Origin of the sequence: Yersinia nurmii, assembly GCF_001112925.1 — a bacterium.
Lineage (GTDB): Bacteria > Pseudomonadota > Gammaproteobacteria > Enterobacterales > Enterobacteriaceae > Yersinia > Yersinia nurmii.
The window spans coordinates 139,267-164,530 of the sequence record NZ_CPYD01000009.1 but is presented as its reverse complement, the minus strand read 5'-3'; the positions used below and the strand labels follow the sequence as shown (position 1 = coordinate 164,530).

The window sequence follows — 25,264 nt, the reverse complement described above, 5'->3', positions numbered from 1 at the left end:
CTGTCAGCGTTGGCGAATGTCCTCTTTCTTCTCCTTCCTCCTTCCCGTAGCTAAAAAGATTCATCGTTATGCCATCTGAGCATAACCGAACTGTCATTAAAGCTTGCCAGCATAGTTGGCAGATCGTTAACGAGTAAATTCTATGATGCCAACCCGTGATTTCGCTTACTCATTCTCCACCACATTGTTCAGCACATTGTTCAGCACAGGGGATTGGGCTTCTTACATTGAGGGAGGTTATACCTGCCATGCAGTTATCTAGACAACCGACCAGTTTCCCCACCCGCTATCAGCAAATTGCCGCCCAATTGGAGCAAGAATTGCGCGGTAACTATCGCTGCGGCGATTATCTGCCCTCTGAACAACAGTTAGCGGATCGCTATCAGGTTAACCGCCATACGCTGCGTCGGGCGGTAGACGAACTGGTGCAGCGCGGCTGGCTACAGCGCCGTCAGGGTATTGGTATTTTGGTGCTCATGCGCCCTTACGATTACCCGCTGCACGCTCAGGCCAGATTCAGCCAAAACCTGCTACAACAAGGCAGCGATCCTACCAGCGAGCGGTTGCTGGCGGTGCTACGTCCCTGCACCGATCACATCGCCACAGCACTGTCGCTGCTCGAAGGGGAACGCGTGATTCACCTACGCACTTTGCGTCGGGTTAACGGCGTGCCGGTGTGCGTAATCGATCACTACCTGCCCGATCTCGCTTGGTGGCCAGTGCTACAGCAATTTTCCTCTGGCTCTTTGCATCAGTTCATTAGCCAGCAATTGGGTCAATCCCTCAACCGAAGCCAGACGCGTATCAGCGCCCGTCGCGCACAGGCGAAAGAAAGCCGTCTGCTGGAAATAGCCACCCACGCGCCACTGCTGTGTGTGCGTACTCTGAATATTCATGCCGATAGCAATAAAGTTGCGGAATATTCCGTCAGCCTGACTCGCGCCGACATGATCGAACTGACCATGGAGCATTAAATGGAAAGTATCTCTACTCGGCAGGGCTGGATGTCAGTATTGGCTCACAGCCAGTCTGAAGACCTGCTCGCTCACTGGCAGACGCTGAATCTCAGCCCACGCTATCAGGTTATCCGCGCGCCGGAAATCGGCCTAAACCAGTTACAGGCCAGAATGGGCGCTACCGGACGACGCTTTATTCTCGGAGACATGACCATCACTCGCGCGGTAGTCAGACTGGAAGAAAACGATGAAATTTATGGCTATAGCTATGTTGCCGGACGCAATAAACCCCATGCCGAACGTTGCGCACTGTTGGATGCGCTGCTACAGCAAACCGCGCTGCACGAATTGCTGCAAAAAACGGTGATTACCCCGCTGGCAGCATTGCAGCAAGAGCGCCGTCAGCAGCGGGCTCGCGCCATTGCCACCAGTCGAGTCGACTTCTTCACTTTAGTGCGAGGAGAAGACTGATGACACTGCTTAATCATTTTGATCAACCCATTGACGATTCCCAACGCGCCTTTCGCCAAATCCTCAAAGCGCTCAGCGAACCGGGTATACAGGTCACTCTGCCACATCGTCAGGGGTGGAAAGCGCTTAACCCAGCGGCAACCAGCGTGTTGCTGACGCTGGCAGATCAGGAAACCGCCGTTTATCTAGATGGCGATTTAAATAACGATTCGGTTCGGCAAAACCTACGTTTTCATACCGGCGCGCCGGAAGCTATCGCCACTCAGCAGGCGGTTTTCGCGGTATTTCGTCACCACATAGCCACTGAACAGTTGGAGAACTGCCCGACGGGCGATGAAGTGTCGCCGGAGTTCTCCATTACGCTGATTATTCAGGTCGATAACCTGCAACAAGGCACGCCATTACGCCTGCGCGGGCCCGGTATTAAAGAACAGCGTCAAGTCGCTCCCCACCTACCTGCGACGGTACTGAACTATCTGATTAATCGGCCAAGTATTTTCCCCACCGGAATTGATGTCCTATTGGCCTGTGGGGAAGATCTGATGGCCATTCCCCGAACAACCCAAGTAGAGGTGTGCTGATGTACGTAGCCGTAAAAGGGGGCGAAAAAGCCATCGAGGCCGCCCATCAACTCTTGGCTCATCAGCGACGCGGTGATCCCAAAATCCCGGCGATCGACTGCGAGCAGATCGAGCAACAACTGGGTCTGGCAGTGGATCGGGTAATGACAGAAGGTGGAATTTACGATCCTGAACTGGCCGCTCTCGCGATCAAACAGGCCGGAGGCGATCTGGTGGAAGCGATCTTCCTGCTTCGCGCCTACCGTACGACTTTGCCTCGCCTTGCCGTCAGCCAGCCGCTGAATACTGCCAATATGCGGCTGGAGCGGCGGATCTCGGCAGTTTACAAAGATCTGCCCGGCGGACAGGTTCTTGGTCCTACTTATGATTACACCCATCGCCTGTTGGATTTCACCCTGCTGGCCTCCGGCGATGTGGCTGCAGCGCCAAAAGGTGGAGAAGCGCTACCGGAGAACTGCGCCCATGTGTTTGATTTATTAGTTCAGGAACAACTTGCATTAGTGGAACAAGATGACGGGCAACAGCCCGACGATATCACCCGCGATCCGCCGGTTTACCCTTGCAGTCGCTCTGCGCGTTTGCAGCAATTGGTACGCGGCGACGAAGGATTTTTGCTGGCGCTGAGCTATTCCACCCAGCGCGGCTATGGCCGTACGCATCCTTTTGCCGGCGAGATCCGCAGCGGTTATTTGACGGTATCGATCGCGCCAGAGGAGTTGGGGTTTGCCATTGATATTGGCGAAATCTTGCTGACCGAGTGTGAAATGGTTAACGGGTTTGTCGATCCGGAAGATCGTCCACCACATTTTACCCGCGGCTACGGTCTGGTGTTTGGTCGGGCGGAGCGGAAAGCCATGTCGATGGCCTTGGTGGATCGCGCCCTGCAAACCCAGCAATACGGGGAAAGCATCGCCAGCCCAGCGCAGGACGAAGAATTTGTGCTGTCTCACGCTGATAACGTCGAGGCCGCTGGCTTTGTTTCCCATCTTAAATTGCCCCATTACGTTGATTTTCAGGCCGAACTTGAACTGCTGAAACGCCTGCGCAGCGAGTATCTGGCCGAGCATCAGGAGCCGCACCATGACTGAGGTTCTCACCGGTTACAATCTGGGTTATCTGGACGAACAAACCAAGCGCATGATTCGCAGAGCTATTCTGAAAGCCGTAGCCATTCCCGGTTATCAGGTGCCGTTCGGCGGCAGAGAAATGCCGATGCCTTATGGCTGGGGCACCGGTGGTATTCAGCTCACCGCCAGCGTGATTGGCCGCCACGACGTCCTGAAAGTGATCGATCAGGGAGCCGATGACACCACAAACGCGGTTTCTATTCGCCACTTCTTCCAGCGGGTCAGCGGCGTAGCCACCACGGAAAAAACTACCGATGCCACGTTGATCCAGACTCGCCACCGCATTCCGGAAACTTCGCTGGCGGAGGATCAAATTCTGATCTATCAGGTTCCCATTCCTGAGCCACTGCGCTTTATCGAGCCGCGAGAAACCGAAACCCGCAAAATGCATGCGCTGGAAGAATATGGCGTAATGCAGGTGAAATTGTATGAAGATATCGCCCGCTACGGTCATATTGCCACTACCTACGCCTATCCGGTGAAGGTTAACGATCGCTACGTTATGGACCCCTCTCCCATTCCCAAATTTGATAATCCGAAGATGCATATGATGCCAGCATTACAGCTATTTGGCGCAGGCAGGGAAAAGCGTATTTATGCCCTTCCGCCGTTTACCAAAGTGGAAAGCCTCGATTTTGACGATCATCCTTTTGCCATCCAGCAATGGGACGAACCCTGTGCCCTGTGCGGTTCACGCCACAGCTATCTGGATGAAGTGGTATTGGATGATCTCGGCAATCGCATGTTTGTATGTTCCGATAACGATTATTGCCAACAACAACTTAGCGATACCGCTCCGGCCAGAAAATCCGAGGTAAATACCTGATGAAGCCTGCACAACTAGCCGCGACTCCGTTACTTTCAGTGGAAAATCTGACCCATTTATATGCTCCGGGCAAAGGTTTTAGCGATGTGTCTTTTCAGCTCTATCCCGGCGAGGTTCTGGGGATTGTCGGTGAATCCGGATCGGGGAAAACCACGCTGCTAAAATCCATTTCCGCGCGACTGGCTCCTCAAGAGGGTCAAATCATTTATCGACCCGACGGGCAGCAGGAACAAGATCTGTACGCGATGGCAGAAAGCCAGCGTCGCCGCCTGTTACGTACCGATTGGGGCGTGGTTCACCAGCACCCTCTCGACGGCCTGCGCCCGCAGGTATCCGCGGGAGGCAACATTGGCGAGCGTTTAATGGCTATTGGCCAGCGTCATTACGGCGAGATTCGCCAACAGGCCGGACGCTGGCTGGAAGACGTCGAAATTCCGATTTCTCGCCTCGACGATCTGCCGACGACGTTTTCCGGCGGCATGCAGCAACGGCTGCAAATCGCCCGGAATTTGGTGACGCATCCCAAATTGGTGTTTATGGATGAACCGACCGGCGGGTTAGACGTTTCAGTCCAGGCGCGATTGCTGGATTTACTGCGCAGTCTGGTCGTGGAAATGCAGTTGGCGGTAGTTATTGTGACCCATGATTTGGGCGTCGCCCGCTTACTAGCACACCGTCTGCTGGTGATGAAAGAAGGGAAAGTCATTGAGAGCGGCTTAACCGATCGGGTGCTGGACGATCCGCATCACGCCTATACCCAACTGTTAGTGTCATCGGTGCTGCAAAACTGATGCACACCTCGACGCGACATCCTTCGGCCTTTGCGGGAATAGATAATGAATCAGCAATTAAGGGTTGAAAACCTCAGTAAAACCTTCGTATTACATCAGCAACAGGGCATTCGCTTACCGGTGCTCCATCAGGCAGAACTGGTGGTAAAGCGCGGTGAATGTGTCGTACTGCACGGTCATTCCGGTAGTGGCAAATCAACGTTGCTTCGCTCTCTTTACGCCAACTATCTGCCGGACAGCGGTCATATTTGGATAAAACACCAAGGCGAATGGATCGATATGGTACATGCCGAAGCCCGCCAGATTTTAGCGGTTCGCCGTCACACTCTGGGCTGGGTCAGCCAGTTTTTACGTGTAATTCCACGTATCAGCGCGCTGAATGTCGTGATGCAGCCACTGTTGGAATTAGGCGTTGAACGCCACATTTGTCAGGAACGAGCGGCGTCATTACTTACGCGCTTAAATGTGCCGGAACGTCTATGGCATTTGGCTCCTTCTACCTTTTCCGGCGGTGAACAACAGCGTGTGAATATTGCCCGCGGTTTTATCGTCGATTACCCAATTTTGCTGCTGGATGAACCAACGGCTTCACTGGATAACGTCAACAGCGCGGCGGTGGTCAGCCTGATAGATGAAGCCAAACAGCGAGGCGCGGCTATCGTTGGCATTTTCCATGATGAGGCCGTACGCCAGCACGTCAGCGATCGCTTGCAGATCATGACGCCGCCTCAGCTCGACACCATTCAGGAGATCCCTGCATGATCCTCAATAACGTGAAACTGGTTCTGCAAGATCGCGTGGTAGCCGGATCGCTGGAGATCCATGACGGGATGATTCGCAGTTTTACCGATCGCCCCAGCCAACTGCCTCAAGCCATTGACGGTGACAATGGCTGGCTATTGCCAGGATTGATCGAGCTACACACCGATAATCTGGACAAATTCTTCACTCCGCGTCCCAACGTAGACTGGCCCGCACATTCTGCTATGAGCAGCCACGATGCGCTCATGGTTGCCAGCGGTATTACCACAGTGCTGGATGCGGTGGCGGTGGGCGATGTGCGCGACGGCGGTCATCGGCTGGAAAATTTACAGAAAATGATTCGCGCGGTGGTGAATAGTCAGCGCGCTGGTTTAAATCGGGCAGAACATCGTATTCATTTACGCTGTGAATTACCACACCACACCACGCTGCCATTATTTGAGAAATTGATGGATCAGCCAGAGCTATCTTTGGTTTCCCTGATGGATCATTCGCCGGGTCAGCGTCAATTCGCCTCCCGTGAAAAATATCGGGAATACTATCAGGGCAAATATCATCTTAATGATGAAAAAATGGCGCAGTTTGAAGAAGAACAAATCAATCTATCCGCTCGCTGGTCCGCGCCAAACCGCAGTGCCATTGCAGCCCATTGCCGCCAGCGTAATATTTCTCTCGCCAGCCACGATGATGCCACCGCCGAGCACGTTGCTGAATCCCAGGCGCTAGGTAGCGTTATTGCCGAATTTCCCACAACTGAAGCGGCGGCGCGAGCCTCTCATCAGCACGGTATGCAAGTTCTGATGGGCGCGCCCAACATCGTGCGCGGTGGCTCGCATTCCGGCAATGTTGCTGCCCATAAGCTGGCCACATTAGGCGTGTTGGATATACTCTCTTCCGATTACTATCCAGCCAGTTTGCTGGATGCCGCTTTCCGTATTGCGCAGGATGCAGGCAACGCTTTCTCTCTGCCACAGGCGGTAGCTTTGGTGACCTGCAACCCGGCTCGCGCATTGGGATTAACCGATCGCGGCGTCATTGAAGAAGGGAAACGAGCAGATCTGGTTTTGGCGAGAAATCAGGGCGAACACGTCTACGTACAAAACGTCTGGCGTCAAGGCATTCGGGTGTTCTGATGGCGCACTTAATCTATCTGATGGGGCCATCCGGCGCTGGCAAGGATTGCCTGCTTTCCGCGCTACGCAAAGACCAGCATCACAAGATATTGGTCGCGCACCGCTATATCACCCGCCCGGCTGATGCCGGTGCTGAAAATCATATTGCGCTGAGCGAAGAGGAATTCTTGCAGCGCCAAGCGCAGGGTTTGTTTGCCTTAAACTGGCAGGCACATCAGCATCATTATGCCTTAGGCGCGGAAATAGACCTGTGGCTGGAAAAAGGGCTGGATGTGGTGGCCAATGGCTCAAGGGAGCATCTTTCCCACGCTCAGCAACGCTATGGGCACCGCCTGTTGCCGGTGTGCCTAGTGGTATCTCCGGCAATTTTACGGCAACGTTTACTACAGCGTGGGCGCGAAAATGAGTCTCAAATCGCTGAACGTCTGGCAAGAGCTGCGCATTATCAGCAACGTTTACCTGCTCATTGTGTACGGCTAGATAATGATGGTTCGCTAACCGATACGTTACACCGGCTGAAAAATCTGATTCAACTGATGGCAAATACGCATTCGCAGGAGCTGATGAGTGGAAAATAAAATGCAGCTAACCCTTCTGGGAACCGGCGGAGCACAGCAGGTTCCGGCATTCGGCTGCGATTGCCCAGCCTGCCAGCGCGCCCGGCAGCAGCCCAGATTTCGGCGTGGTCCATGCAGCGCCATGCTGCGTTATCAGGGGGAATCGCATTTTATTGATGCCGGTTTACCGACGTTAGGAGAACGTTTTTCTGCAGACGAAATTCAGCGTTTTTGGCTTACACATTATCACATGGATCACGTCCAGGGGTTATTTCCGTTACGTTGGGGCTATTCCAACCCAATTCCCGTCTATGGCCCGCCGGATGCCGACGGCTGTGACGACCTATTCAAACACTCTGGAATACTGGATTTCCAACCGCCGCTCATCCCTTTTCAACCGCTGGACATCGCCGGTTTACAGATAACGCCCTTGCCGCTTAACCACTCGAAACCAACCTTTGGTTATCTCTGCCAAAGCCCGCGCCGAACGCTGGCCTATCTGACCGATACCGCCGGTCTGCCAGAATCTACTCGCGCATTTCTGGCTGGGCTGCCTTTAGATCTTTTGGTGATCGATTGCAGTCACCCACCGCAAACCAATGCTCCACGCAACCATAATGATGTGAATATGGCATTGGCGATCCACCGGCAATTACGCCCGGCAAATACGCTGCTCACCCATATCAGCCACCAGTTGGATTGCTGGCTGATGAACAACTCGCTGCCAGCCAACGTTGCCCTAGCCTACGATAATCAGGTAGTCATACTCTAGGAAACAGATCGGTTATTCGAGATTTTTCCCTCCGGTTGCATGGCAGCCGATTCGATAATCACGGTGCCGCTGTGAGTAGCCGTAAAAGCCTGCTGCAACATCGCCTGCGCCACATTTTTTGCGGAAATTGCGCGCCATCTTTTCGGTAACACAGCAAACAGCGGCGCACTCAAACGCTCGGTCAGACGCGGCACCGGGCGTTTACCGGTCAGCATAGAAGGCCGGAATATGCTGAGTTGCGGCCACCCCTGCTGACTCAACGCCCGTTCCGCTTCGCCTTTAGTTCTGCTGTAAAGCAGCCAGGAATGCGGATTGGCTCCCATAGCGCTCACCACCAACATATGGCGCGCACCTAGTCGCAGGCCGGTTTCCCCCGTTTCTACCACTAAACGGTAATCTATTGCGCGAAACGCCGCCTGAGTCCCCGCCTGCTTACGGGTAGTACCCAGACAGCAAAAAACGGCATCCACCGGGTCGCTTAAGGTTTTCAGCAAAGCGCTAATATCTTCAGCCTGCGGATTGGTCAATTTATTCATTACCGGCAAAGGCTTACGCGTAGGAGCAATAATGTGGCTAATTCTGGCATCTAGCCGCAGTAATCTTAATAGTTCCCCACCGACCAGACCGCTCGCGCCCAATAATAAAACCTTCACGATTAAATCTCCTTAACTCCATGAATAAGATAAGAATAGCCTGATCGTAGAAACCGCGCAGGGAAAGCATCGTGCCAGAACAACGCGGATACTTTTCCACGACAATACCCAAATGAAAACACGATTCGGATGAAGATAATATTTGAATGGAAACAAGGCCCCCATGAAGACAATACGCAAATGAAATATAATAGAACTATGGCATAAACCAGCCTGATGTTTGGGGGTTCACACGGAGTCGCGTACCCAGTACAACTTTTTGCCAAATCCCAAGGTGTTATTCGTCATTTTGATTTCTTGCAAACTTAGCCGCCAGATTGGCGCAGAGGCCACTTTTGCGATAGGAAAGCGCCGACAGTAACGCTGACGCGCCAACTTATCGTCATCACCGCTTAGCAAACTAATCTCTCCTTGATACTGCACGCCCTTAATCAAGGCTACACTGCGAGGCTGCGTAGCAATAGTGCCAACCACCTGAGGGTTTTTCTGCATCAGTTCACCGTGACGAGTCTGGCTTTCCGTCATCAGAAATAACGCCATTTTCTGCGGTTCAAAAACATAAAAGCAGTTGGCACACCACATATCGCCCGCGTGGCTTGCGCACAACGTCAGCACATGCTGCTTCAGCAAAAACTGGCTAATCACCTGTAAATCATCTGGATTATTCACTGAGAACTCCTCTGCATTATCATTTCAGTGTAACCGAACCCGACAACAAAACGCGAAATGAGCCAGACAAGATTTCCCTTTAGAGAGGACGATTGTTCTGTTATCTGATGGATGAAATAGCAGAAAGACATAACTAAATTGTATCTAATAGTGATTTAGCTATCATTTCTTATATAAACCCACTTTGCATTTATATGCAGAAAAACGGGATAAATCTCAATTAAGATTTAATTAATAAGAATTAACAAATAGAAAACAACTCACGGGTGAGTGCGCTCTCAATTCTATTAATAACCCTATTAGGATATTTCTATGTATCTGGTATGTTAAATATAACTTACTGCCTTCTTGTGAAAATAGTCATAAGAACGCATAAAAACCGAAATAGATGAATAAAAAAGTAAATATATTCATAATTTAGTCAAAACACATTTTAAAACCAGAACAAAACGTGACATACATCACGGAATGAATAAGTGTTATCGCTAGAATAGCCCGCATCAACCCATTGTTCAAAAACAAAGAGACGTTACGAAAATGGAAAATAATAACAAGAAGATGGCACATATAAGGCGGACAACTCATCTTATGATGCCGGCTCATCGTAGCTATTTTAACTTCTCCTATTTCCATTACAGATAATATCCCTCCTGCGATGACATCCGTATTTTTTGGATCGTCATTGTCATAAACACAATATTTAGCTTGTGCGAAAATTGCAAATGCATTTGGCGTCGGTTAACTATTGCCTGTTTCATAAATGATGCTTAATAATCGATTTATTTAACCTACAGATTTACATTTTTTATCTGTCAAAATAAATCGTGCATTAACTTATCCAATCAATTCGTGATGTAACCTTGTGTCGTAATCTAACGGCCTAAGGAATTCTTTGCCTATTTATTTTTAGGTAGGGAACAGTGCAGGCGCAAAATAGCATTTCAAATAATTAATGGCTCGATGTCATTGATGTGGATTGCTATACAAAAAATTAATAAAACGAAATCCAACGTACCTACAAGTTGGACGGGTTGATATACCCTAAATAAAAGAGAGCAAAAATGAAAAAATTAAATATTGCGGCAAGTGCTTCAGCAATCTCTTGTTTTGAAACCCAGCGGGAAATTGTTGATGTTTTACATACTGATTTTACCGACGTTTCAGCGGTGGTTTTATCAGTTCAAGATATAAATAATGGCGTTATTGATTCCATTCACGCATTAGGGTTTAACATTCCTATTTTCGCTGCTGTATGCTGTGAAGAAGAGCTAAATAACGATGTATTACCTTCTCTCAATGGCGTATTTGAACTGTGCGGTGACAACACTGGGTTCTACGGCAAACAATTAGAATCTGCTGCCGAAAAATACGAAAATGAGCTATTACCACCATTTTTCAACACACTAACAAAATACGTTGAAATGGGTAATTCTACTTTCGCCTGTCCGGGTCATCAGGGCGGTCAGTTCTTCCGCAAACATCCTGCAGGTCGCCAATTCTTCGATTTTTATGGCGAAACAATTTTCCGTTCTGATATGTGCAACGCCGATGTCAAATTAGGTGATTTGCTGATTCATGAAGGCGCGCCTTGCGATGCACAAAAACACGCGGCAAAAGTATTTAATGCCGATAAAACCTATTTCGTTCTTAATGGGACTTCAGCCTCTAATAAAGTCGCAACTAATGCGATTCTGGCCCGTGGCGATCTGGTTCTGTTTGACCGTAATAACCATAAATCCAACCATCACGGTGCTTTAATTCAGGCTGGTGCAACACCAGTTTATCTGGAAACGGCTCGTAACCCGTTTGGCTTTATCGGCGGTATCGATGCCCACTGTTTTGAAGAAAAATATCTGCGTGAACAAATACGTAGCGTATCGCCAGAACGTGCTAATGCGCCTCGTCCTTTCCGTCTGGCAATTATCCAATTGGGAACTTACGACGGTACCATTTATAACGCTCGTCAGGTTGTCGATAAAATTGGTCATTTATGCGATTACATTCTGTTCGACTCCGCCTGGGTTGGCTACGAACAATTTATTCCAATGATGAAAGATTGTTCACCATTATTACTGGAGCTAAACGAAAACGATCCGGGTATTATTGTGACGCAGTCAGTACATAAACAGCAGGCGGGCTTCTCTCAAACCTCGCAAATTCATAAAAAAGATAAACATATTAAAGGCCAGGATCGTTACTGTAATCATAAGCGCTTTAATAACGCCTTTATGCTGCATGCATCCACCAGCCCATTCTATCCATTATTCGCCGCTCTGGATGTCAATGCGAAAATGCATGAAGGGGAAAGCGGCCGCCGTATGTGGTTGGAATGTGTTAAAAACGGTATTGAAGCCCGTAAAATGCTGTTAAATACCTGTTCAATGATTAAGCCTTTCGTTCCGGTGAGCGTAGACGGAAAACCGTGGCAAGAATATGACACTGAAACCATGGCACAAGACTTGCGTTTCTTTAACTTTATACCCGGTGAGAAATGGCATGCTTTCGAAGGATATGAAGCTTCCCAATATTTTGTTGACCCTTGCAAGCTCTTATTAACTACGCCAGGAATTGATACTAATACCGGTGAATATACTCAATCAGGTATTCCAGCCACTATTCTGGCTAACTTCCTGCGGGAAAATGGCATTGTGCCAGAGAAATGTGACCTTAATTCAATTCTATTCTTATTAACACCAGCAGAAGACCTGGCAAAAATGCAGCATCTGGTTGCACAAATTGCCCGATTCGAACGTTTCATTGAAGAAGATGCTTTATTAAGCGACGTATTACCGACAGTCTATAGAAATAATGAAGCCCGATATAAAGGTTATACCATTGGCCGTCTGTGTCAGGAAATGCACGACCTTTACGTCAGCTACGACGTAAAACAATTGCAGAAAGAAATGTTCCGTAAACAATATTTCCCTAAAGTCATGATGAACCCGCAAGATGCCAATATTGAATTTGTTCGTGGCCACGTAGAGCTGGTTCCATTATGTAAAGCAGAAGGTCGTATTGCCGCAGAAGGCGCACTTCCTTACCCACCGGGAGTATTGTGTGTCGTTCCTGGGGAAGTTTGGGGTGGCGCAGCGCAACGTTATTTCTTGGCATTAGAAGAAAGCATCAATTTATTACCTGGTTTTGCACCGGAGTTACAAGGCGTGTATTTACAAGTAGACGAAGACGGCTGGAATCGCGCCTACGGCTACATGATGAAACAGTAATAAATACTTTATTTATACAACACCAAAAATGACACTCAAACCTGCGGGGATATTTATCTCCGCAGTCTCTGAAAGATAAAAAGAGAAAATAATATGAGTAAATCTAATAATAAGATGGGCGTAGTACAGTTAACCATTCTGACGGCGGTTAACATGATGGGTTCTGGCATAATTATGCTACCAACCAAACTCGCCGAAGTCGGCACCATTTCTATCGTATCCTGGCTTGTCACCGCCGTAGGTTCCATGGCGCTAGCCTATGCTTTCGCCCAATGTGGTATGTTCAGCCGTAAATCTGGCGGTATGGGCGGCTACGCCGAATATGCCTTTGGTAAATCCGGCAACTTTATGGCGAACTATACCTACGGTGCATCATTGCTGATCGCCAATATCGCCATCGCTATTTCTGCCGTTGGCTACGGCACTGAATTGCTGGGCACCACGCTCAGCCCGCTAGGGATCTGTCTGGCGACCATTGGTGTCCTCTGGTTAGCAACAGTCGCTAACTTTGGCGGCGCGCGCATTACCGGCCAAATCAGTAGCGTAACCATTTGGGGCGTCATCATTCCAGTGTTGGGTATTTCAGTTATCGGTTGGTGGTGGTTTAGCGCCGATGCCTATGTCGCCGCCTGGAACCCACACGGTTTCCCAACCTTTGAAGCTATCGGTTCTTCCATCTCCATGACGTTGTGGGCCTTCCTTGGTCTGGAATCAGCCTGTGCCAATACCGATGCGGTAGAAAATCCTGAGCGTAATGTCCCCATCGCCGTGCTTGGCGGTACTTTAGGCGCGGCCTTTATCTACATTATTTCGACCAACGTGATTGCCGGTATCGTACCAAACATGGATCTGGCTAATTCCACTGCGCCTTTCGGTCTGGCGTTTGCCTATATGTTTACCCCTGCCGTGGGTAAAATAATTATGGCGCTAATGATTATGTCCTGCGTAGGCTCACTACTCGGCTGGCAGTTCACTATCGCGCAGGTATTCAAATCCTCTGCCGACGAAGGTTTCTTCCCGAAAATCTTCTCCAAAGTGAGCAAAGCCAATGCGCCGATCAAAGGCATGTTGACCATAGTCATTATTCAGAGCGTACTGTCTCTGATGACCATCAGCCCATCGCTGAATAAACAGTTCAACGTGCTGGTCAATCTGGCGGTCGTAACCAACATCATTCCATATATTCTGTCTATGGCCGCTTTGGTTATCATTCAAAAAGCCGCTAACGTACCGGCAGCTAAGGCGCGTCGAGCCAATATCATTGCCTTTACCGGTGCCATGTATAGCTTTTACGCCCTGTATAGCTCAGGTCAAGAAGCCATGATGTGGGGCGCGATTGTGACCTTCCTGGGCTGGACGCTCTACGGTCTGGTTTCACCTCGCTTTGCTCTGGCAGATAAAACCAAATAAGCAGTAGCTTCACGGGCGGCAATCCCTTTGCCGTCCGCGTTGTTTCCTCCGGTAATTCATACCCGATAAAAAAACCGTGCCTCAATTCAGATTCCGACGATAATATTCCCGCCCCTCATTCAACAGAGAGCGTTATGTCGGAAAGCATCTGGTCTATTTATCTGATTCGTACCGCCACAGGCAGTTTATATACCGGTATCACTACCGATGTTTCGCGCCGTCTGGCACAGCATCAGTCAGGTAAAGGCGCTAAAGCTTTGCGAGGAAAAGGAGAATTGACCCTGGTTTTTCACTGCGTGGCTGGCGATCGCTCCACCGCGCTAAAACTAGAATACCGCCTGAAACAGCTGACAAAAAAACAAAAAGAAAGGCTGGTACGCGACCAGCCTTCGTGTGTAGCCGATTTACTGTTACCGGAGAAATCCGCAATAATTACAGCTGATTAAAGGCTTCGGCGTAATTGACCTGCCCAGTGACGCCCTCCAAAGCATCGTGAGCCAGTGAGTAAACCTGAAATGCCGCTTCGCAACCCGGCCAACGGCAATACAGCTGAGCATCAGCCGCAGGTTTGAAGCCAAAACGCTGGTAGTATGCCGGCTCGCCCAGTACCACCACGGCGGAATAACCGAATTCATTTAGCGCATCCAAACCTTCATATACCAGCTTTTCGCCCAAGCCCTGACGACGTAAATCTTCTTTCACAGCCAGAGGAGCCAAACCGACCCACTGACGATCTTCCCCTTCAATATCTACCGGGCTGAATGCTGCATAGCCCACCACGCCACCTTCATCATCGGTCGCGACGATACCTAACGTCAGTAACCCGTCTTCACGCAGTTGTTGCACCAGCTTTGCTTCCCCATCACTGGGAAAAGACTCACGCAGCAGTTTATCGATCCCCGGTGCGTCTACTGGGATCTCGGTACGGATCAACACGATACCACGGCACGGGAAGTCTGCTCCGCGCCCTCTTGTTGCCCAGCTTCAATAAAATCGGCCAGTTGTTGCAGACCCACTCGTAACAATGTCGGCATGGATTCCAACTCGATGGCATCCATCAGATTTTTTACATACAGGCCCAATTCGGTATCCCCTTCAATACGCAGTCGACGCTGGAAAAACAGCGTGTCCGGATCTTCTTTACGGGCAGCGATCAATACAAGATCGTTGGCATCACCACTGAAGCTGACGTCCGCGTCCGCCTGTTGGCTCACCACCAGCCTACCGTTTTCCACTGTCATAAACCATTGTAATGCGAGATCCCGCACTTCAATCTTCAGCCAGCGACCAGCAAGAAACGCCAGATCGCCATCCTCAAGCGCCTGGCGAAACTGCCAGCTTAGTACCTGTTCCAGTACCTGACGCTGCAAAGCAAAAGGCGTAATTTTCAGCGGGGCCCGCAGCAGCGCAGGCCCTTGGCGCACAAGGTGTGCTCGTAGTTTTCCCAACACAGGCTGACTCCTTTGAATTCATCGGTTTCTATTTTGCCACACGGATAGAATGCCCACGCGGACTAAATCACTAAATTCTGCACCAGATTACCGATGCTTTCTTTGCTAAATATCAGAACACTACCAGCAATGCGGAAGAAACTGCCCCACATCAAGATATGTCTGCAGCAGGTTAATTAAAATTGCCCCTCGTTAAAATTATCCATGTCACCACGATCATCTACGGATGAGGATTATTTACTACCTGTGGTAATGCCGAGGTATTGCCGCTGGCTCATTCAGGAAATTTCTATGGAGCTGCTTTGTCCTGCCGGTAATTTGCCCGCGCTAAAAGCTGCGGTGGATAACGGCGCAGATGCTGTGTACATCGGTTTGAAAGATGATACTAACGCCCGCCATTTTGCCGGACTGAATTTTACCGATAAAAAGCTGCAAGAGGCGGTGAATTACGTTCACAGTCGGAAACGTAAGCTGCATATTGCCATTAACACTTTTGCCCATCCGGACGGTTTTTCCCGCTGGCAACGCGCCGTCGATATGGCGGCTCAGCTGGGTGCAGATGCGCTGATATTGGCGGATTTGGCGATGCTAGAATATGCCGCCGAGCGCTATCCCGAGGTGGAACGCCATGTTTCGGTTCAGGCTTCGGCTACAAACGACGAGGCCATCCGTTTTTACCAACGCAACTTTGATGTAGCAAGGGTAGTTTTACCGCGAGTGCTGTCGATGCATCAGGTAAAACAGCTTTCCCGTACCAGCCCGGTGCCGCTGGAGGTTTTTGCTTTCGGCAGCCTGTGCATTATGGCGGAAGGCCGCTGTTACCTTTCCTCCTATCTTACCGGTGAATCACCCAATACCGTCGGCGCCTGCTCTCCTGCCCGCTATGTACGCTGGCAACAGACGCCGCAGGGTATGGAATCCCGCCTGAACGAAGTGCTGATCGACCGCTATCAGGACGATGAAAATGCCGGTTATCCCACGTTGTGCAAAGGTCGCTATTTGGTTGAGGGGCAGCGTTACCATGCACTGGAAGAACCCACCAGTCTCAATACGCTGGAGCTGTTGCCGGAACTTTTCGCGGCCAATATCGCTTCGGTCAAAATTGAAGGCCGCCAACGTAGCCCAGCTTACGTCAGTCAGGTCGCCAAAGTCTGGCGTCAGGCCATCGACCTCTATCAGAAAGAACCGGCAAAATTCGCAGCAAAAGCCGAATGGATGGAGCAACTAGGTTCGATGTCAGAAGGCACTCAAACAACGCTGGGCGCTTATCATCGCAAGTGGCAGTAGGGTGGAAAAAGTATGAAATATTCATTAGGCGCAGTGCTTTATTATTGGCCAAAAACCGATATTGAGGCTTTCTATCAGAAAGCTTGTGAAAGCAGTGCCGATATTATTTATCTCGGTGAAAACGTTTGTACCAAACGACGTGAAATGAAAGTAGGCGACTGGCTGGAACTGGCGAAACAAGTAGCTTCCAGCGGAAAACAGGTAGCTATTTCTACCCTTGCGTTGCTTCAGGCTCCTTCAGAACTGACTGAACTCAAACGTTATGTAGAAAACGGCGAATTTCTGTTGGAAGCCAATGACTTTGGTACGGTGAATATGGCCGCTGAACGAGGGCTGCCCTTCGTCGCAGGCCATGCTCTCAACTGCTATAACGCCTATACCCTGCGTATTTTACATCGTCAGGGCATGATGCGTTGGTGTATGCCGGTAGAGCTTTCGCGAGACTGGTTGGAAAACATGCTGATTCAATGTGATGAGCTGGGATTCCGTAATAAATTCGAAGTGGAAGTGCTGGCTTACGGCTATCTGCCATTAGCTTATTCGGCTCGCTGCTTTACCGCTCGCTCCGAGGATCGAGCCAAGGACGAGTGCGAGACCTGCTGCATCAAGTACCCTCAGGGGCGCAGTATGCTCTCACAAGAAAACCAGCAAGTATTTGTTCTCAATGGCATTCAGACGCAAAGTGGCTACTGTTATAACCTAGGTAATGACCTGATTTCTATGCAAGGGTTGGTGGATATCGTGCGGTTATCGCCACACAGTACCGAAGCACTCACCCTGATCGATGAATTCCGCGCCAATGAAAAAGGTCTGGCTCCGCTGACTCTGACGGATAAAGCCGACTGCAATGGTTATTGGCGTCGGGTTGCCGGTTTGGAACTGGTCTCCTAAGGTTCGATACGTGAGAAATAAACAGGGAGAGGTCTTTCTGCCTCTCCCATTTTTTTTGCCTGATTTATCGTGGTTTCAGACACATGCCTTATGAGCCATAATATCGATAATCTGGCTATCGGTTTGCCTCATCGCACCACAAGCCAGAGCACACAGATTGGAAATGGACCTATCGACATCCCCCGCGACTATGCCTTCGTTGCCGGTTACGCCGCTGTTATCCAACGCCATAAGCACCGCTTTATAAGCTGCCGTTACGCTGGTTGACACCTTCATTGCGCAGCTATTGGCGGCACCATCGCAGATAATGCCGCTAATATCGCCGATCATGCTGCTAATCGCCATAGCTACAGCGTCATAACCCGGTTCAATGAGCCATGCCATTCCCGCCGCTGCACCCATAGAAGCGGTGGTCGCGGCACACAAAGCCGACAATGAAGGGAGCTGGCTATGGATATAAATCGCCATCAGATGAGATAACATCAATGCCCGCGCCAGCTGCTCCTCACTGGCGCCCAGATGCTCCGCCACCACCACGACCGGCATGGTTGCCGCAATCCCCTGATTTCCCGATCCTGAGTTACTCATAGCTGGCAATGTTGCCCCGCCCATGCGCGCATCTGAAGCGGCAGCGGTGCGAATCATAATATTTGACAATAAGTCCTGCGCCAGTAATCCACGCTGCCGCTGGCGAGCCAGCGTTGCACCAATATGCAGCCCATAATTGCCGCTCAGCCCCTCATCAGACAGCGCACCATTTAGCCGCGCCGCCTGTAGAATAAAGGCGATACGCTCAAATGGAACCTCTGTGGCAAACTGATACACTGAACGAGTATTGGCCTGCTTCAAGCAATAAACCGATGTAGGTTCATTTCCATCATGAATTTCATGACCAGAATCACCGGATGCAAACAGTACCTCACTATTTCTTACGATTTTAACTAACCTCGTATGCCCACCGGCAATAGTGGCAGTCACCCATTCGTCACCGCTATATAACGTAGCTTCGGAAAACAGGATATGTTGACTTTCCTGCATCGTGACCTGAACGGTTCCCTGAGACAGCATCGCTTTCGCAGCTGCCAGTTTCTCTGCGCTAATGTGCTTCAGCACTTCCAAACCCGCCTGAGCATCGCCAGCCAGCGCCCCCACGGCGGCAGCTATAGTCAGCCCGACCATCCCAGTACCCGGCACAGTAACGCCCATCCCGTTCTTCATCAGATTGGGGGAAACACGAGCTTCGATACGTTCGATGGGCCCTGACAAATGAGATGCGGCGATAGCCGCAGCCAATGCCAACGAAACAGGTTCGGTGCAGCCGATAGCGGGTTGAACTTCCTGTCTTACTGCGCGGATGAATTCATCCCATAACTCTGAATGACTACAATGACTCATAATGAATACCTTCAACCTTTACAGCAGGTAATATCAGATGCCGTTAACTTATGAAAACGCCAAGAAAGGTGAAATACACAGTAAAATGCCGGTGATGATAATAATCATCAAAGACACACCCTTATATTTATGCAGTGCCGGAACTTTATAAACCAGATAGGCCGGAATCAAACAACCAACCAGGCCAAATATCGGACTACAAATAGAGGTAAAACTTAACACTGGCGCATTTAAAATAATGGCGCCCCATGCCAATAATACGGCAAAGACCATAATTCCATTTTGCACCCATTTCTGATTTATTTTCTCCGCAGGCATTATGCGACGTAATATATTCATCACTATACCCTGAGTTGCTTCACGGAATCCTAAATACACGCCAAAGAATGCGGTCATTACGGCAAATATATTTAAAATAACGCTAACTACCGTTGCCCAGCCGCCGGGGAAAAATTTAGCTGCAATTGCCAAAGCAGAAATATTTTGCTCGTAAGCTTTTACCGCTTCGTCATGCCCCATTGCTAAGGTAAATGAAACCGCATAGAAAAATACGGTACAGAATAGAATTCCGAATGCGATATTCATGGCTCTGAGCGCTTTGTGCCGTGCAACTTCCAGCGACTTTTCTTTTGCGCGATAAGAAATGACCATTGGGCTTAGAGTCTGGATAAACAGGATGGAAGTCAGAGTGAAGGGCAGAGTAATAATGGCATTTTTGATCAGCAAACCCACCGGAGGCAGTAGGCCTACGTTGTACAGATGCCACATACCAACCATAGAGACGCCCAGTGCCGCAACCACTAACAGTTTTGTTATCACCATAAAGCTGGATAACTTAAACAGCAGTTTTTCCCCTCGGGAAGAAATAGCGACCAGGACACAAATCAGCACTAAACCATAGAACGGATTATCGGATAACAATCCTTCCGTCACGCCAAAAGTTTGCAGATAAGAGGCACTATCATTCGTGATGGCGGTGGAATAAACAAACATCCAGATCACCAACATAATAAAATACAGTGCGCCTAATATTATTCCCCAGTTTTTTCCTAAATATCCACTAATCACACTGGGATAGTCTTTACACTCTGGAGATTCAGCCAGCGTATTAATAAATAAACGCTGAAATAAATACATCGCAGGATAACCAATAATTGATGATAACAAAAATACCCAAAGCCCCATCAACCCTACTTGCACCGGTAAAAAAACAATTCCGGCACCGATAGCCATCCCGATACTCATAATGACCCAGCCAAAATCTGTACTATCAAATTTAATTGCTTCACGCCATTGGCTTTCGGACATATTTGCACGCTGCGCCGCCGGAGAATCAATTAAAATAATGCTCTTATTAGAACTTGCCGTTTCCATAATAGCTCTCGCCTTTAATCTCTGGTTAGTAGGTTTTATCGTTATTAAAATGTACAGAGTCAGTTATCCGATCATCGCCCTGAAAATTGGCGTTATCAGACAGGCAGGTGTTTTTATTTTTTGGCTATATTACGCTTGCGTACAGAGAATATTGTTTTAACATCCATGTCTTCCGCTGGCCTCAATAGAAAATAATTCTACCTCAAGAGGGTTATTCTGAAGATCTATCTCCCTCTGAGCACTGTCCCTGCCACTTTATGCTGTCATTAACGACGTAGCATTCTAATCAATTGATTATTAAGAAGATAGACTGAAATAACTCATTGAGGTGCAGATAAAACCGAAGATGAACACGGCAATATCTGTGATGCCTATCAAAAATCATTAACCACAGTAACTTGGTGGTTAATTGACATTCTGTCGTCATCGTCACAATAAAACCGGTCAGAAACCATTGAAACAGCATAAAATATTTTATATATGATTGTTAACGTAACATTTCAGGATTAAAAACTACTAACTTAAATACCTTATTCCAACGAGACAGCCAAAGCCGAAATAAAATACTCGATAGCACTTTAATCGAACACAATTCGGATAAAAATGAGACGAAGGCCCCAATCAGGGGAAGCATTTATTTCCCCTTAGGGGAAAGCAATTTCGTTTATGCTCTTAAAGATAATTCTCCGGCTCTGGTAATAAATCACCCGCTATTTGCCAGAGTTTTCACAGTAGCAGGTTAATTCATGCGCTCGCCCTTCAAGCGAACCGACATAAGGTAAGATGGACGATTCTATGACTGATAAACGCATTACCCCCCTTTCCGTTTTGGATCTTTCCCCGATAGCCGAGGGAAAAACCCCTCGCGATGCTTTCCATGCGTCATTGGATCTGGCTCAACACGCAGAAGACTGGGGATATCAGCGCTACTGGCTGGCTGAACACCACAATATGACTGGCATTGCCAGCGCAGCGACTTCGGTATTGATTGGCTATATTGCCTCTGGAACCAAAAAAATCCGCATTGGCTCCGGCGGCGTGATGCTGCCAAACCACTCTCCGTTAGTGATTGCCGAACAGTTTGGTACGCTGGCCTCGCTGTATCCAAATCGAATAGATTTGGGTTTGGGTCGGGCACCGGGAAGCGATCAGCGCACTATGATGGCACTTCGCCGCCATTTGTCCGGTGAAGATGATTTCCCTGCAGACGTGCGCGAATTACAGCGTTATTTTGCCGAAGCACAGCCCGATCAAGCGGTGCAGGCCGTTCCGGGACAAGGCTTGCATGTTCCGCTATGGTTACTCGGTTCTAGTCTGTACAGCGCTCAGCTGGCCGCCGCTATGGGCCTGCCTTTCGCTTTTGCCTCTCACTTTGCACCAGACATGCTGCTTCAGGCGCTGAAACTCTATCGGGAGAACTTCAAACCTTCTGCCGAATGGCCGCAGCCTTACGCCATTGTTTGCGTTAACGTCGTCGCTGCAGATAGCGTACAGGATGCCCGCTTCCTGTTTACGTCTATGCAGCAGCAGTTTGTTAATCTACGGCGTGGCACACCGGGGCAACTTCCTCCTCCGGTGCAGGATATGTCCAGCATCTGTTCACCAGCGGAACAGTTTGGCGTGGATCAGGCGCTGCGGTTATCGATAATTGGCGATGAAAGTAAAGTCCGCCACGGGCTGCAGTCTTTGCTACGTGAGACCCAGGCAGATGAAATCATGGTCAACGGACAGATTTTTGATCATCAGGCTCGTCTGCGTTCCTTCGAAATTGTCGCTGGCTTACAGCAAGATATGCTTAATCCAACGCAGATTTAAACTAATCCTTTAATTACAGACATAAAAAAACCAGCCCTAAGGCTGGTTTTTGTTTTCATCATTCAGATGATTATGACTTATGCGTCACCGAAACGACGACGGGCTGGTGCTGCCGGAGCGGCTGCATCATCACGACGTGGTGCGGCAGCGGGACGTTGAGCGTCACGGTTGCCACGACGTTCGCCGCCATTGCCGCCTTCGCGACGCTCACCGCCGAATGAACGACGTGGAGCACCGTTGCCGCCTTCACGACGTTCGCCGCCGAATGAACGACCACCGCCACGACGCTCTGCGCCAGCACCTGGAGCACGCTCACGACGTTCGTGTGGCTGTGCATCACCCAATAGCTGCATGTTCAGCGGCTTGTTCAGGATACGCGTGCGGGTGAAATGAGACAGCATATCGCCCGGCATGCCTTTTGGCAGCTCGATGGTTGAGTGGGAAGCAAACAGCTTAATATTACCGATATAACGGCTGCTGATGTCGCCTTCGTTAGCAATAGCGCCAACGATATGACGAACTTCAACACCATCATCACGGCCCACTTCAATGCGGTACAGTTCCATCTCGCCAACGTCACGACGTTCGCGACGCGCAGGACGCTCGCCACCGTCACGACTTTCCGGACGACGGTCACGACGATCGCCACGATCGTTGCCACGGTCTTCACGCGGGCTGAACTCACGCTGCGGACGACGTACTGGCTCTGGTGGCAGAATCAGAGGACGTTCGCCCTGTGCCATTTTCAGCAGCGCAGCGGCCAGAGTTTCGATATCGAACTCATCTTCTGGTTGCAGTTTAGTCAACAGACCACGGTATACGTCCAGATCGCTACTTTCCAGTTGCTGGCTAACTTTAGCCGCGAATTTAGCCAGACGACGTTCGCCCAGTAATTCTGCGTTTGGCAGCATAACTTCTGGAATGGTCAGCTTCATCGTACGTTCGATGTTCTGCAACAGACGACGCTCACGGTTCTCAACGAACAGCAACGCACGGCCAGCACGACCTGCACGGCCGGTACGGCCGATACGGTGAACGTAAGACTCTGAATCCATAGGAATGTCATAGTTTACAACTAGGCTGATACGCTCAACGTCCAGGCCACGAGCAGCCACGTCAGTTGCAATCAGGATATCCAAACGACCATCGCGCAGACGTTCCAGAGTCTGCTCACGCAGGGACTGGTTCATATCGCCGTTCAGTGCTGCACTGCTGTAGCCACTACGCTCCAGAGTTTCAGCCACTTCCAACGTTGCGTTTTTGGTTCGCACGAAGATGATTGCCGCGTCGAAATCTTCAGATTCCAGGAAACGTACCAGCGCTTCGTTTTTACGGTAACCGCCGCCGACTTTCCAGTAGCTCTGGCTGATGTCAGGACGAGTAGTATTGCTAGACTGAATGCGTACTTCCTGTGGCTCCTTCATGAAGCGACGGGTAATACGACGAATAGCTTCTGGCATAGTTGCAGAGAACAGCGCGGTCTGATGTTCAGCCGGGATCTGCGCCATGATGGTCTCTACGTCTTCGATAAAGCCCATACGCAGCATTTCATCTGCTTCATCCAACACTAAACCGCTCAGGTTGGACAGGTTCAGGGTACCGCGTTTCAGGTGGTCTAACAGACGACCTGGGGTGCCAACAACGACTTGTGGCCCTTGGCGCAAAGCGCGTAATTGAACGTCATAACGCTGGCCGCCGTACAGGGCCACCACGTTAACGCCACTCATATGTTTAGAGAAGCTAGATAATGCTTCCGCAACCTGAACAGCCAGCTCACGAGTTGGAGCCAGAACCAGCACCTGTGGTGCTTTCAGCGTTGGGTCAATGTTGTGTAACAGCGGAAGCCCGAAAGCAGCTGTTTTACCACTACCGGTCTGCGCCATGCCGAGAACATCACGGCCGTTCAGCAGGTGTGGAATACATTCCAATTGAATTGGAGATGGTTTTTCGTAGCCCAGATCAGTAAGGGCAGAAAGAATAGGAGCGGACAGCCCCAAATCAGCAAAAGAGGTTTCAAGCTCAGTAGTCATGTACACGTGCCTCATTAATAATGGCAGCCAGTCTACATAACTCGTCGAGAAAATTTTCAGTCATTTTCATTGAAAAGTGTGAACCGGCTCAAATTAGATTATAAAACGAACAAAAAGGCCATCACCCGTTAAGGTGATAAACATTGGTTTAAACCAAGGTATATCAGGCTAATAGTTGTCCGTCAGCTATTGCTGGTCCGATTCCGATAGGTCGTCTTGTTCTTGGCCCAAAAGCGCCAATTCCAACAATGCATAGCGGTGCTCAACAAAGTTATGAACGTTGTTAGCTACCGTCAGTTTGAACAGCGCCGAAGCGGTGTTCTTGTCCCCCAGACTTAGGTAATGTTTACCTAAATAGAAGTCAGTTTCACTGAGATGCTCAGCGAGCGAAGTGTTATCCGTTGCATCCGCCTTGAGGCGTTCCATCAGCGTTTTTTCGCTGATATTCCCCAAGTAGAATTCGACAATATTCCATCCCCATTGCCCTCTGTTCGACTTTTCATAGCGTTGCTTCAACGCTACTTCGGCAGCCTTGGGATCAATTTCTTTTTCCACCAGGTACAGCCATAACGAACGGAAGGGATCATTTGGATCGTCTTGATAAAACGCCTGCAGATCATCCTGCGCTAACGGAAAGCGACCGCCATAATAAAGTGCGATGCCCCGATTTAAACGCGCGTAATTGTAAGTTGGATCAAGCTCTAGTACAGAATCAAACGCTTCATAGGCAGCATCAAAATTGCCTGCCTGCGTTAAATAAATGCCCAGATAGTTAAAAACTTCTGGCATATCAGGACGAATAGCTAACGCTTGCGAAAAATCATTTCGCGCTAGTGCCCGTAGCCCGAGGCTATCATACAGCACTCCGCGCTCATATAAAAGCTGCGCGCGCTCATCATCCGTAAGTGCCCGGCTTGCAAGGATCTGTTCCATGCGAGCTAGAATCACTTCCTGCTGCAGCGTAGGCTGCAACGGGATAGCCAAAACCTCATCCTTACGCCAATCATTGTTGCTGCATCCTGCCAGCATGAGTGCTGTCGCAACGTAACACCAGCGCAAGAAAGGCTTCATTTCCTACTCCCGAAGACA

Annotated in this window: 26 protein-coding genes; 17 read left to right on the top strand and 9 right to left on the bottom strand. The window is 49.6% G+C overall.

Annotation, left to right across the window (positions count from 1 at the left end):
• Positions 1–248 precede the first annotated feature (248 nt).
• Genes phnF through phnP form a run of 10 tightly spaced genes read left to right on the top strand, consistent with a single transcriptional unit; the run spans position 249 to position 7,976 of the window.
• On the top strand, positions 249–974 hold the full coding sequence (gene phnF / locus AD970_RS12585) for a phosphonate metabolism transcriptional regulator PhnF (protein ID WP_049599503.1): 726 nt from the start codon (positions 249–251) through the stop codon (positions 972–974).
• Positions 975–1,427 carry a phosphonate C-P lyase system protein PhnG gene (gene phnG / locus AD970_RS12580; protein ID WP_049599500.1) on the top strand — a complete coding sequence of 151 codons (453 nt, stop codon included), beginning with the start codon at positions 975–977 and terminating at the stop codon, positions 1,425–1,427. It begins immediately after the preceding gene.
• Positions 1,427–2,008 carry a phosphonate C-P lyase system protein PhnH gene (phnH, locus tag AD970_RS12575; protein ID WP_049599498.1) on the top strand — a complete coding sequence of 194 codons (582 nt, stop codon included), beginning with the start codon at positions 1,427–1,429 and terminating at the stop codon, positions 2,006–2,008. Before phnG ends, phnH begins: the two co-directional genes overlap by 1 nt.
• The gene (locus tag AD970_RS12570; protein WP_049599495.1) at positions 2,008–3,096 is read left to right on the top strand and encodes a carbon-phosphorus lyase complex subunit PhnI; all 1,089 of its coding nucleotides are present in this window, start codon (positions 2,008–2,010) and stop codon (positions 3,094–3,096) included. Before phnH ends, AD970_RS12570 begins: the two co-directional genes overlap by 1 nt.
• A complete protein-coding gene (locus AD970_RS12565; RefSeq protein ID WP_049599492.1) occupies positions 3,089–3,961 on the top strand; it encodes an alpha-D-ribose 1-methylphosphonate 5-phosphate C-P-lyase PhnJ in 873 nt (290 codons plus the stop codon). The genes AD970_RS12570 and AD970_RS12565 overlap by 8 nt, the downstream gene beginning before the upstream one ends.
• Positions 3,961–4,752: a phosphonate C-P lyase system protein PhnK gene (gene phnK, locus AD970_RS12560; RefSeq protein ID WP_049599490.1), complete on the top strand. Its 792-nt coding sequence runs from the start codon at positions 3,961–3,963 to the stop codon at positions 4,750–4,752. Before AD970_RS12565 ends, phnK begins: the two co-directional genes overlap by 1 nt.
• A 45-nt stretch (positions 4,753–4,797) precedes the next feature.
• Positions 4,798–5,514: a phosphonate C-P lyase system protein PhnL gene (gene phnL / locus AD970_RS12555; RefSeq protein WP_049599487.1), complete on the top strand. Its 717-nt coding sequence runs from the start codon at positions 4,798–4,800 to the stop codon at positions 5,512–5,514.
• Complete coding sequence (gene phnM / locus AD970_RS12550) at positions 5,511–6,647, top strand: alpha-D-ribose 1-methylphosphonate 5-triphosphate diphosphatase (RefSeq protein WP_049599484.1); 1,137 nt, start codon at positions 5,511–5,513, stop codon at positions 6,645–6,647. The genes phnL and phnM overlap by 4 nt, the downstream gene beginning before the upstream one ends.
• A complete protein-coding gene (gene phnN, locus AD970_RS12545) occupies positions 6,647–7,225 on the top strand; it encodes a ribose 1,5-bisphosphokinase (RefSeq protein WP_049599481.1) in 579 nt (192 codons plus the stop codon). Before phnM ends, phnN begins: the two co-directional genes overlap by 1 nt.
• 1 nt (position 7,226) lies before the next feature.
• Positions 7,227–7,976, top strand: coding sequence for a phosphonate metabolism protein PhnP (gene phnP, locus AD970_RS12540; protein WP_049599572.1), 750 nt, complete (start codon positions 7,227–7,229; stop codon positions 7,974–7,976).
• On the opposite strand, the gene AD970_RS12535 is transcribed toward phnP, so the two are convergent.
• On the bottom strand, positions 7,973–8,632 hold the full coding sequence (locus AD970_RS12535) for a Rossmann-fold NAD(P)-binding domain-containing protein (RefSeq protein WP_049599480.1): 660 nt from the start codon (positions 8,630–8,632) through the stop codon (positions 7,973–7,975). The genes phnP and AD970_RS12535 overlap by 4 nt on opposite strands.
• 225 nt (positions 8,633–8,857) lie before the next feature.
• A complete protein-coding gene (locus AD970_RS12530; RefSeq protein WP_049599477.1) occupies positions 8,858–9,298 on the bottom strand; it encodes a YhbP family protein in 441 nt (146 codons plus the stop codon).
• 537 nt (positions 9,299–9,835) lie between these two features.
• Between AD970_RS12530 and speFL the strand changes: the two genes are divergently transcribed.
• The 4 genes from speFL (at position 9,836) to AD970_RS12515 (ending at position 14,378) form a co-directional block, all read left to right on the top strand.
• The gene (gene speFL / locus AD970_RS19670) at positions 9,836–9,940 is read left to right on the top strand and encodes a leader peptide SpeFL (RefSeq protein ID WP_115175270.1); all 105 of its coding nucleotides are present in this window, start codon (positions 9,836–9,838) and stop codon (positions 9,938–9,940) included.
• Between the two features lie 419 nt (positions 9,941–10,359).
• Positions 10,360–12,522 carry an ornithine decarboxylase SpeF gene (gene speF, locus AD970_RS12525; protein ID WP_049599475.1) on the top strand — a complete coding sequence of 721 codons (2,163 nt, stop codon included), beginning with the start codon at positions 10,360–10,362 and terminating at the stop codon, positions 12,520–12,522.
• Positions 12,523–12,615: 93 nt separating this feature from the next.
• Entirely contained in the window at positions 12,616–13,932 is a 1,317-nt protein-coding gene (potE, locus tag AD970_RS12520; protein ID WP_049599472.1) for a putrescine-ornithine antiporter, read from the top strand.
• Positions 13,933–14,066: 134 nt separating this feature from the next.
• Positions 14,067–14,378, top strand: a complete 312-nt coding sequence (locus AD970_RS12515; RefSeq protein ID WP_049599469.1) for a GIY-YIG nuclease family protein — start codon at positions 14,067–14,069, stop codon at positions 14,376–14,378.
• Here AD970_RS12515 and AD970_RS12510 read toward each other — a convergent pair.
• Entirely contained in the window at positions 14,365–14,868 is a 504-nt protein-coding gene (locus AD970_RS12510) for a GNAT family N-acetyltransferase (protein ID WP_049599467.1), read from the bottom strand. The two genes, AD970_RS12515 and AD970_RS12510, sit on opposite strands and share 14 nt — an antisense overlap.
• On the bottom strand, positions 14,862–15,383 hold the full coding sequence (ubiT, locus tag AD970_RS12505; protein WP_049599464.1) for a ubiquinone anaerobic biosynthesis accessory factor UbiT: 522 nt from the start codon (positions 15,381–15,383) through the stop codon (positions 14,862–14,864). Before ubiT ends, AD970_RS12510 begins: the two co-directional genes overlap by 7 nt.
• Positions 15,384–15,674: 291 nt before the next feature.
• On the opposite strand from ubiT, the gene ubiU reads away from it, so the two are divergent.
• On the top strand, positions 15,675–16,670 hold the full coding sequence (gene ubiU / locus AD970_RS12500; RefSeq protein ID WP_049599461.1) for a ubiquinone anaerobic biosynthesis protein UbiU: 996 nt from the start codon (positions 15,675–15,677) through the stop codon (positions 16,668–16,670).
• Positions 16,671–16,682: 12 nt separating this feature from the next.
• Complete coding sequence (locus tag AD970_RS12495) at positions 16,683–17,561, top strand: U32 family peptidase (RefSeq protein WP_049599458.1); 879 nt, start codon at positions 16,683–16,685, stop codon at positions 17,559–17,561.
• Positions 17,562–17,636: 75 nt separating this feature from the next.
• On the opposite strand, the gene AD970_RS12490 is transcribed toward AD970_RS12495, so the two are convergent.
• Together AD970_RS12490 and AD970_RS12485 are read right to left on the bottom strand one after the other, a co-directional pair.
• Entirely contained in the window at positions 17,637–18,956 is a 1,320-nt protein-coding gene (locus AD970_RS12490; RefSeq protein WP_049599455.1) for an L-cysteine desulfidase family protein, read from the bottom strand.
• 48 nt (positions 18,957–19,004) lie between these two features.
• Positions 19,005–20,330 carry an SLC5/6 family protein gene (locus tag AD970_RS12485; protein WP_049599453.1) on the bottom strand — a complete coding sequence of 442 codons (1,326 nt, stop codon included), beginning with the start codon at positions 20,328–20,330 and terminating at the stop codon, positions 19,005–19,007.
• A gap of 783 nt (positions 20,331–21,113) precedes the next feature.
• On the opposite strand from AD970_RS12485, the gene AD970_RS12480 reads away from it, so the two are divergent.
• Entirely contained in the window at positions 21,114–22,145 is a 1,032-nt protein-coding gene (locus tag AD970_RS12480) for a luciferase-like monooxygenase (RefSeq protein WP_408068306.1), read from the top strand.
• 77 nt (positions 22,146–22,222) lie between these two features.
• Here AD970_RS12480 and AD970_RS12475 read toward each other — a convergent pair whose 3' ends face one another.
• The 3 genes from AD970_RS12475 to nlpI all read right to left on the bottom strand — a co-directional run bounded on the left by AD970_RS12475 (position 22,223) and on the right by nlpI (position 25,246).
• Complete coding sequence (locus AD970_RS12475) at positions 22,223–24,175, bottom strand: DEAD/DEAH family ATP-dependent RNA helicase (RefSeq protein ID WP_049599446.1); 1,953 nt, start codon at positions 24,173–24,175, stop codon at positions 22,223–22,225.
• Positions 24,165–24,239, bottom strand: coding sequence for a protein YrbN (gene yrbN, locus AD970_RS20565; protein WP_223499600.1), 75 nt, complete (start codon positions 24,237–24,239; stop codon positions 24,165–24,167). The genes AD970_RS12475 and yrbN overlap by 11 nt, the downstream gene beginning before the upstream one ends.
• 122 nt (positions 24,240–24,361) lie before the next feature.
• The gene (nlpI, locus tag AD970_RS12470) at positions 24,362–25,246 is read right to left on the bottom strand and encodes a lipoprotein NlpI (protein ID WP_049599443.1); all 885 of its coding nucleotides are present in this window, start codon (positions 25,244–25,246) and stop codon (positions 24,362–24,364) included.
• Positions 25,247–25,264 lie beyond the last annotated feature (18 nt).

Bases quoted from the DNA above. Each gene is read 5' to 3' on its own strand.
- phnF (WP_049599503.1), top strand. From the start codon at position 249: ATGCAGTTATCTAGACAACCGACCAGTTTCCCCACCCGCTATCAGCAA.
- phnG (WP_049599500.1), top strand. From the start codon at position 975: ATGGAAAGTATCTCTACTCGGCAGGGCTGGATGTCAGTATTGGCTCAC.
- phnH (WP_049599498.1), top strand. From the start codon at position 1,427: ATGACACTGCTTAATCATTTTGATCAACCCATTGACGATTCCCAACGC.
- AD970_RS12570 (WP_049599495.1), top strand. From the start codon at position 2,008: ATGTACGTAGCCGTAAAAGGGGGCGAAAAAGCCATCGAGGCCGCCCAT.
- AD970_RS12565 (WP_049599492.1), top strand. From the start codon at position 3,089: ATGACTGAGGTTCTCACCGGTTACAATCTGGGTTATCTGGACGAACAA.
- phnK (WP_049599490.1), top strand. From the start codon at position 3,961: ATGAAGCCTGCACAACTAGCCGCGACTCCGTTACTTTCAGTGGAAAAT.
- phnL (WP_049599487.1), top strand. From the start codon at position 4,798: ATGAATCAGCAATTAAGGGTTGAAAACCTCAGTAAAACCTTCGTATTA.
- phnM (WP_049599484.1), top strand. From the start codon at position 5,511: ATGATCCTCAATAACGTGAAACTGGTTCTGCAAGATCGCGTGGTAGCC.
- phnN (WP_049599481.1), top strand. From the start codon at position 6,647: ATGGCGCACTTAATCTATCTGATGGGGCCATCCGGCGCTGGCAAGGAT.
- phnP (WP_049599572.1), top strand. From the start codon at position 7,227: ATGCAGCTAACCCTTCTGGGAACCGGCGGAGCACAGCAGGTTCCGGCA.
- speFL (WP_115175270.1), top strand. From the start codon at position 9,836: ATGGAAAATAATAACAAGAAGATGGCACATATAAGGCGGACAACTCAT.
- speF (WP_049599475.1), top strand. From the start codon at position 10,360: ATGAAAAAATTAAATATTGCGGCAAGTGCTTCAGCAATCTCTTGTTTT.
- potE (WP_049599472.1), top strand. From the start codon at position 12,616: ATGAGTAAATCTAATAATAAGATGGGCGTAGTACAGTTAACCATTCTG.
- AD970_RS12515 (WP_049599469.1), top strand. From the start codon at position 14,067: ATGTCGGAAAGCATCTGGTCTATTTATCTGATTCGTACCGCCACAGGC.
- ubiU (WP_049599461.1), top strand. From the start codon at position 15,675: ATGGAGCTGCTTTGTCCTGCCGGTAATTTGCCCGCGCTAAAAGCTGCG.
- AD970_RS12495 (WP_049599458.1), top strand. From the start codon at position 16,683: ATGAAATATTCATTAGGCGCAGTGCTTTATTATTGGCCAAAAACCGAT.
- AD970_RS12490 (WP_049599455.1), bottom strand. From the start codon at position 18,956: ATGAGTCATTGTAGTCATTCAGAGTTATGGGATGAATTCATCCGCGCA.
- AD970_RS12485 (WP_049599453.1), bottom strand. From the start codon at position 20,330: ATGGAAACGGCAAGTTCTAATAAGAGCATTATTTTAATTGATTCTCCG.
- AD970_RS12480 (WP_408068306.1), top strand. From the start codon at position 21,114: ATGGACGATTCTATGACTGATAAACGCATTACCCCCCTTTCCGTTTTG.
- AD970_RS12475 (WP_049599446.1), bottom strand. From the start codon at position 24,175: ATGACTACTGAGCTTGAAACCTCTTTTGCTGATTTGGGGCTGTCCGCT.
- nlpI (WP_049599443.1), bottom strand. From the start codon at position 25,246: ATGAAGCCTTTCTTGCGCTGGTGTTACGTTGCGACAGCACTCATGCTG.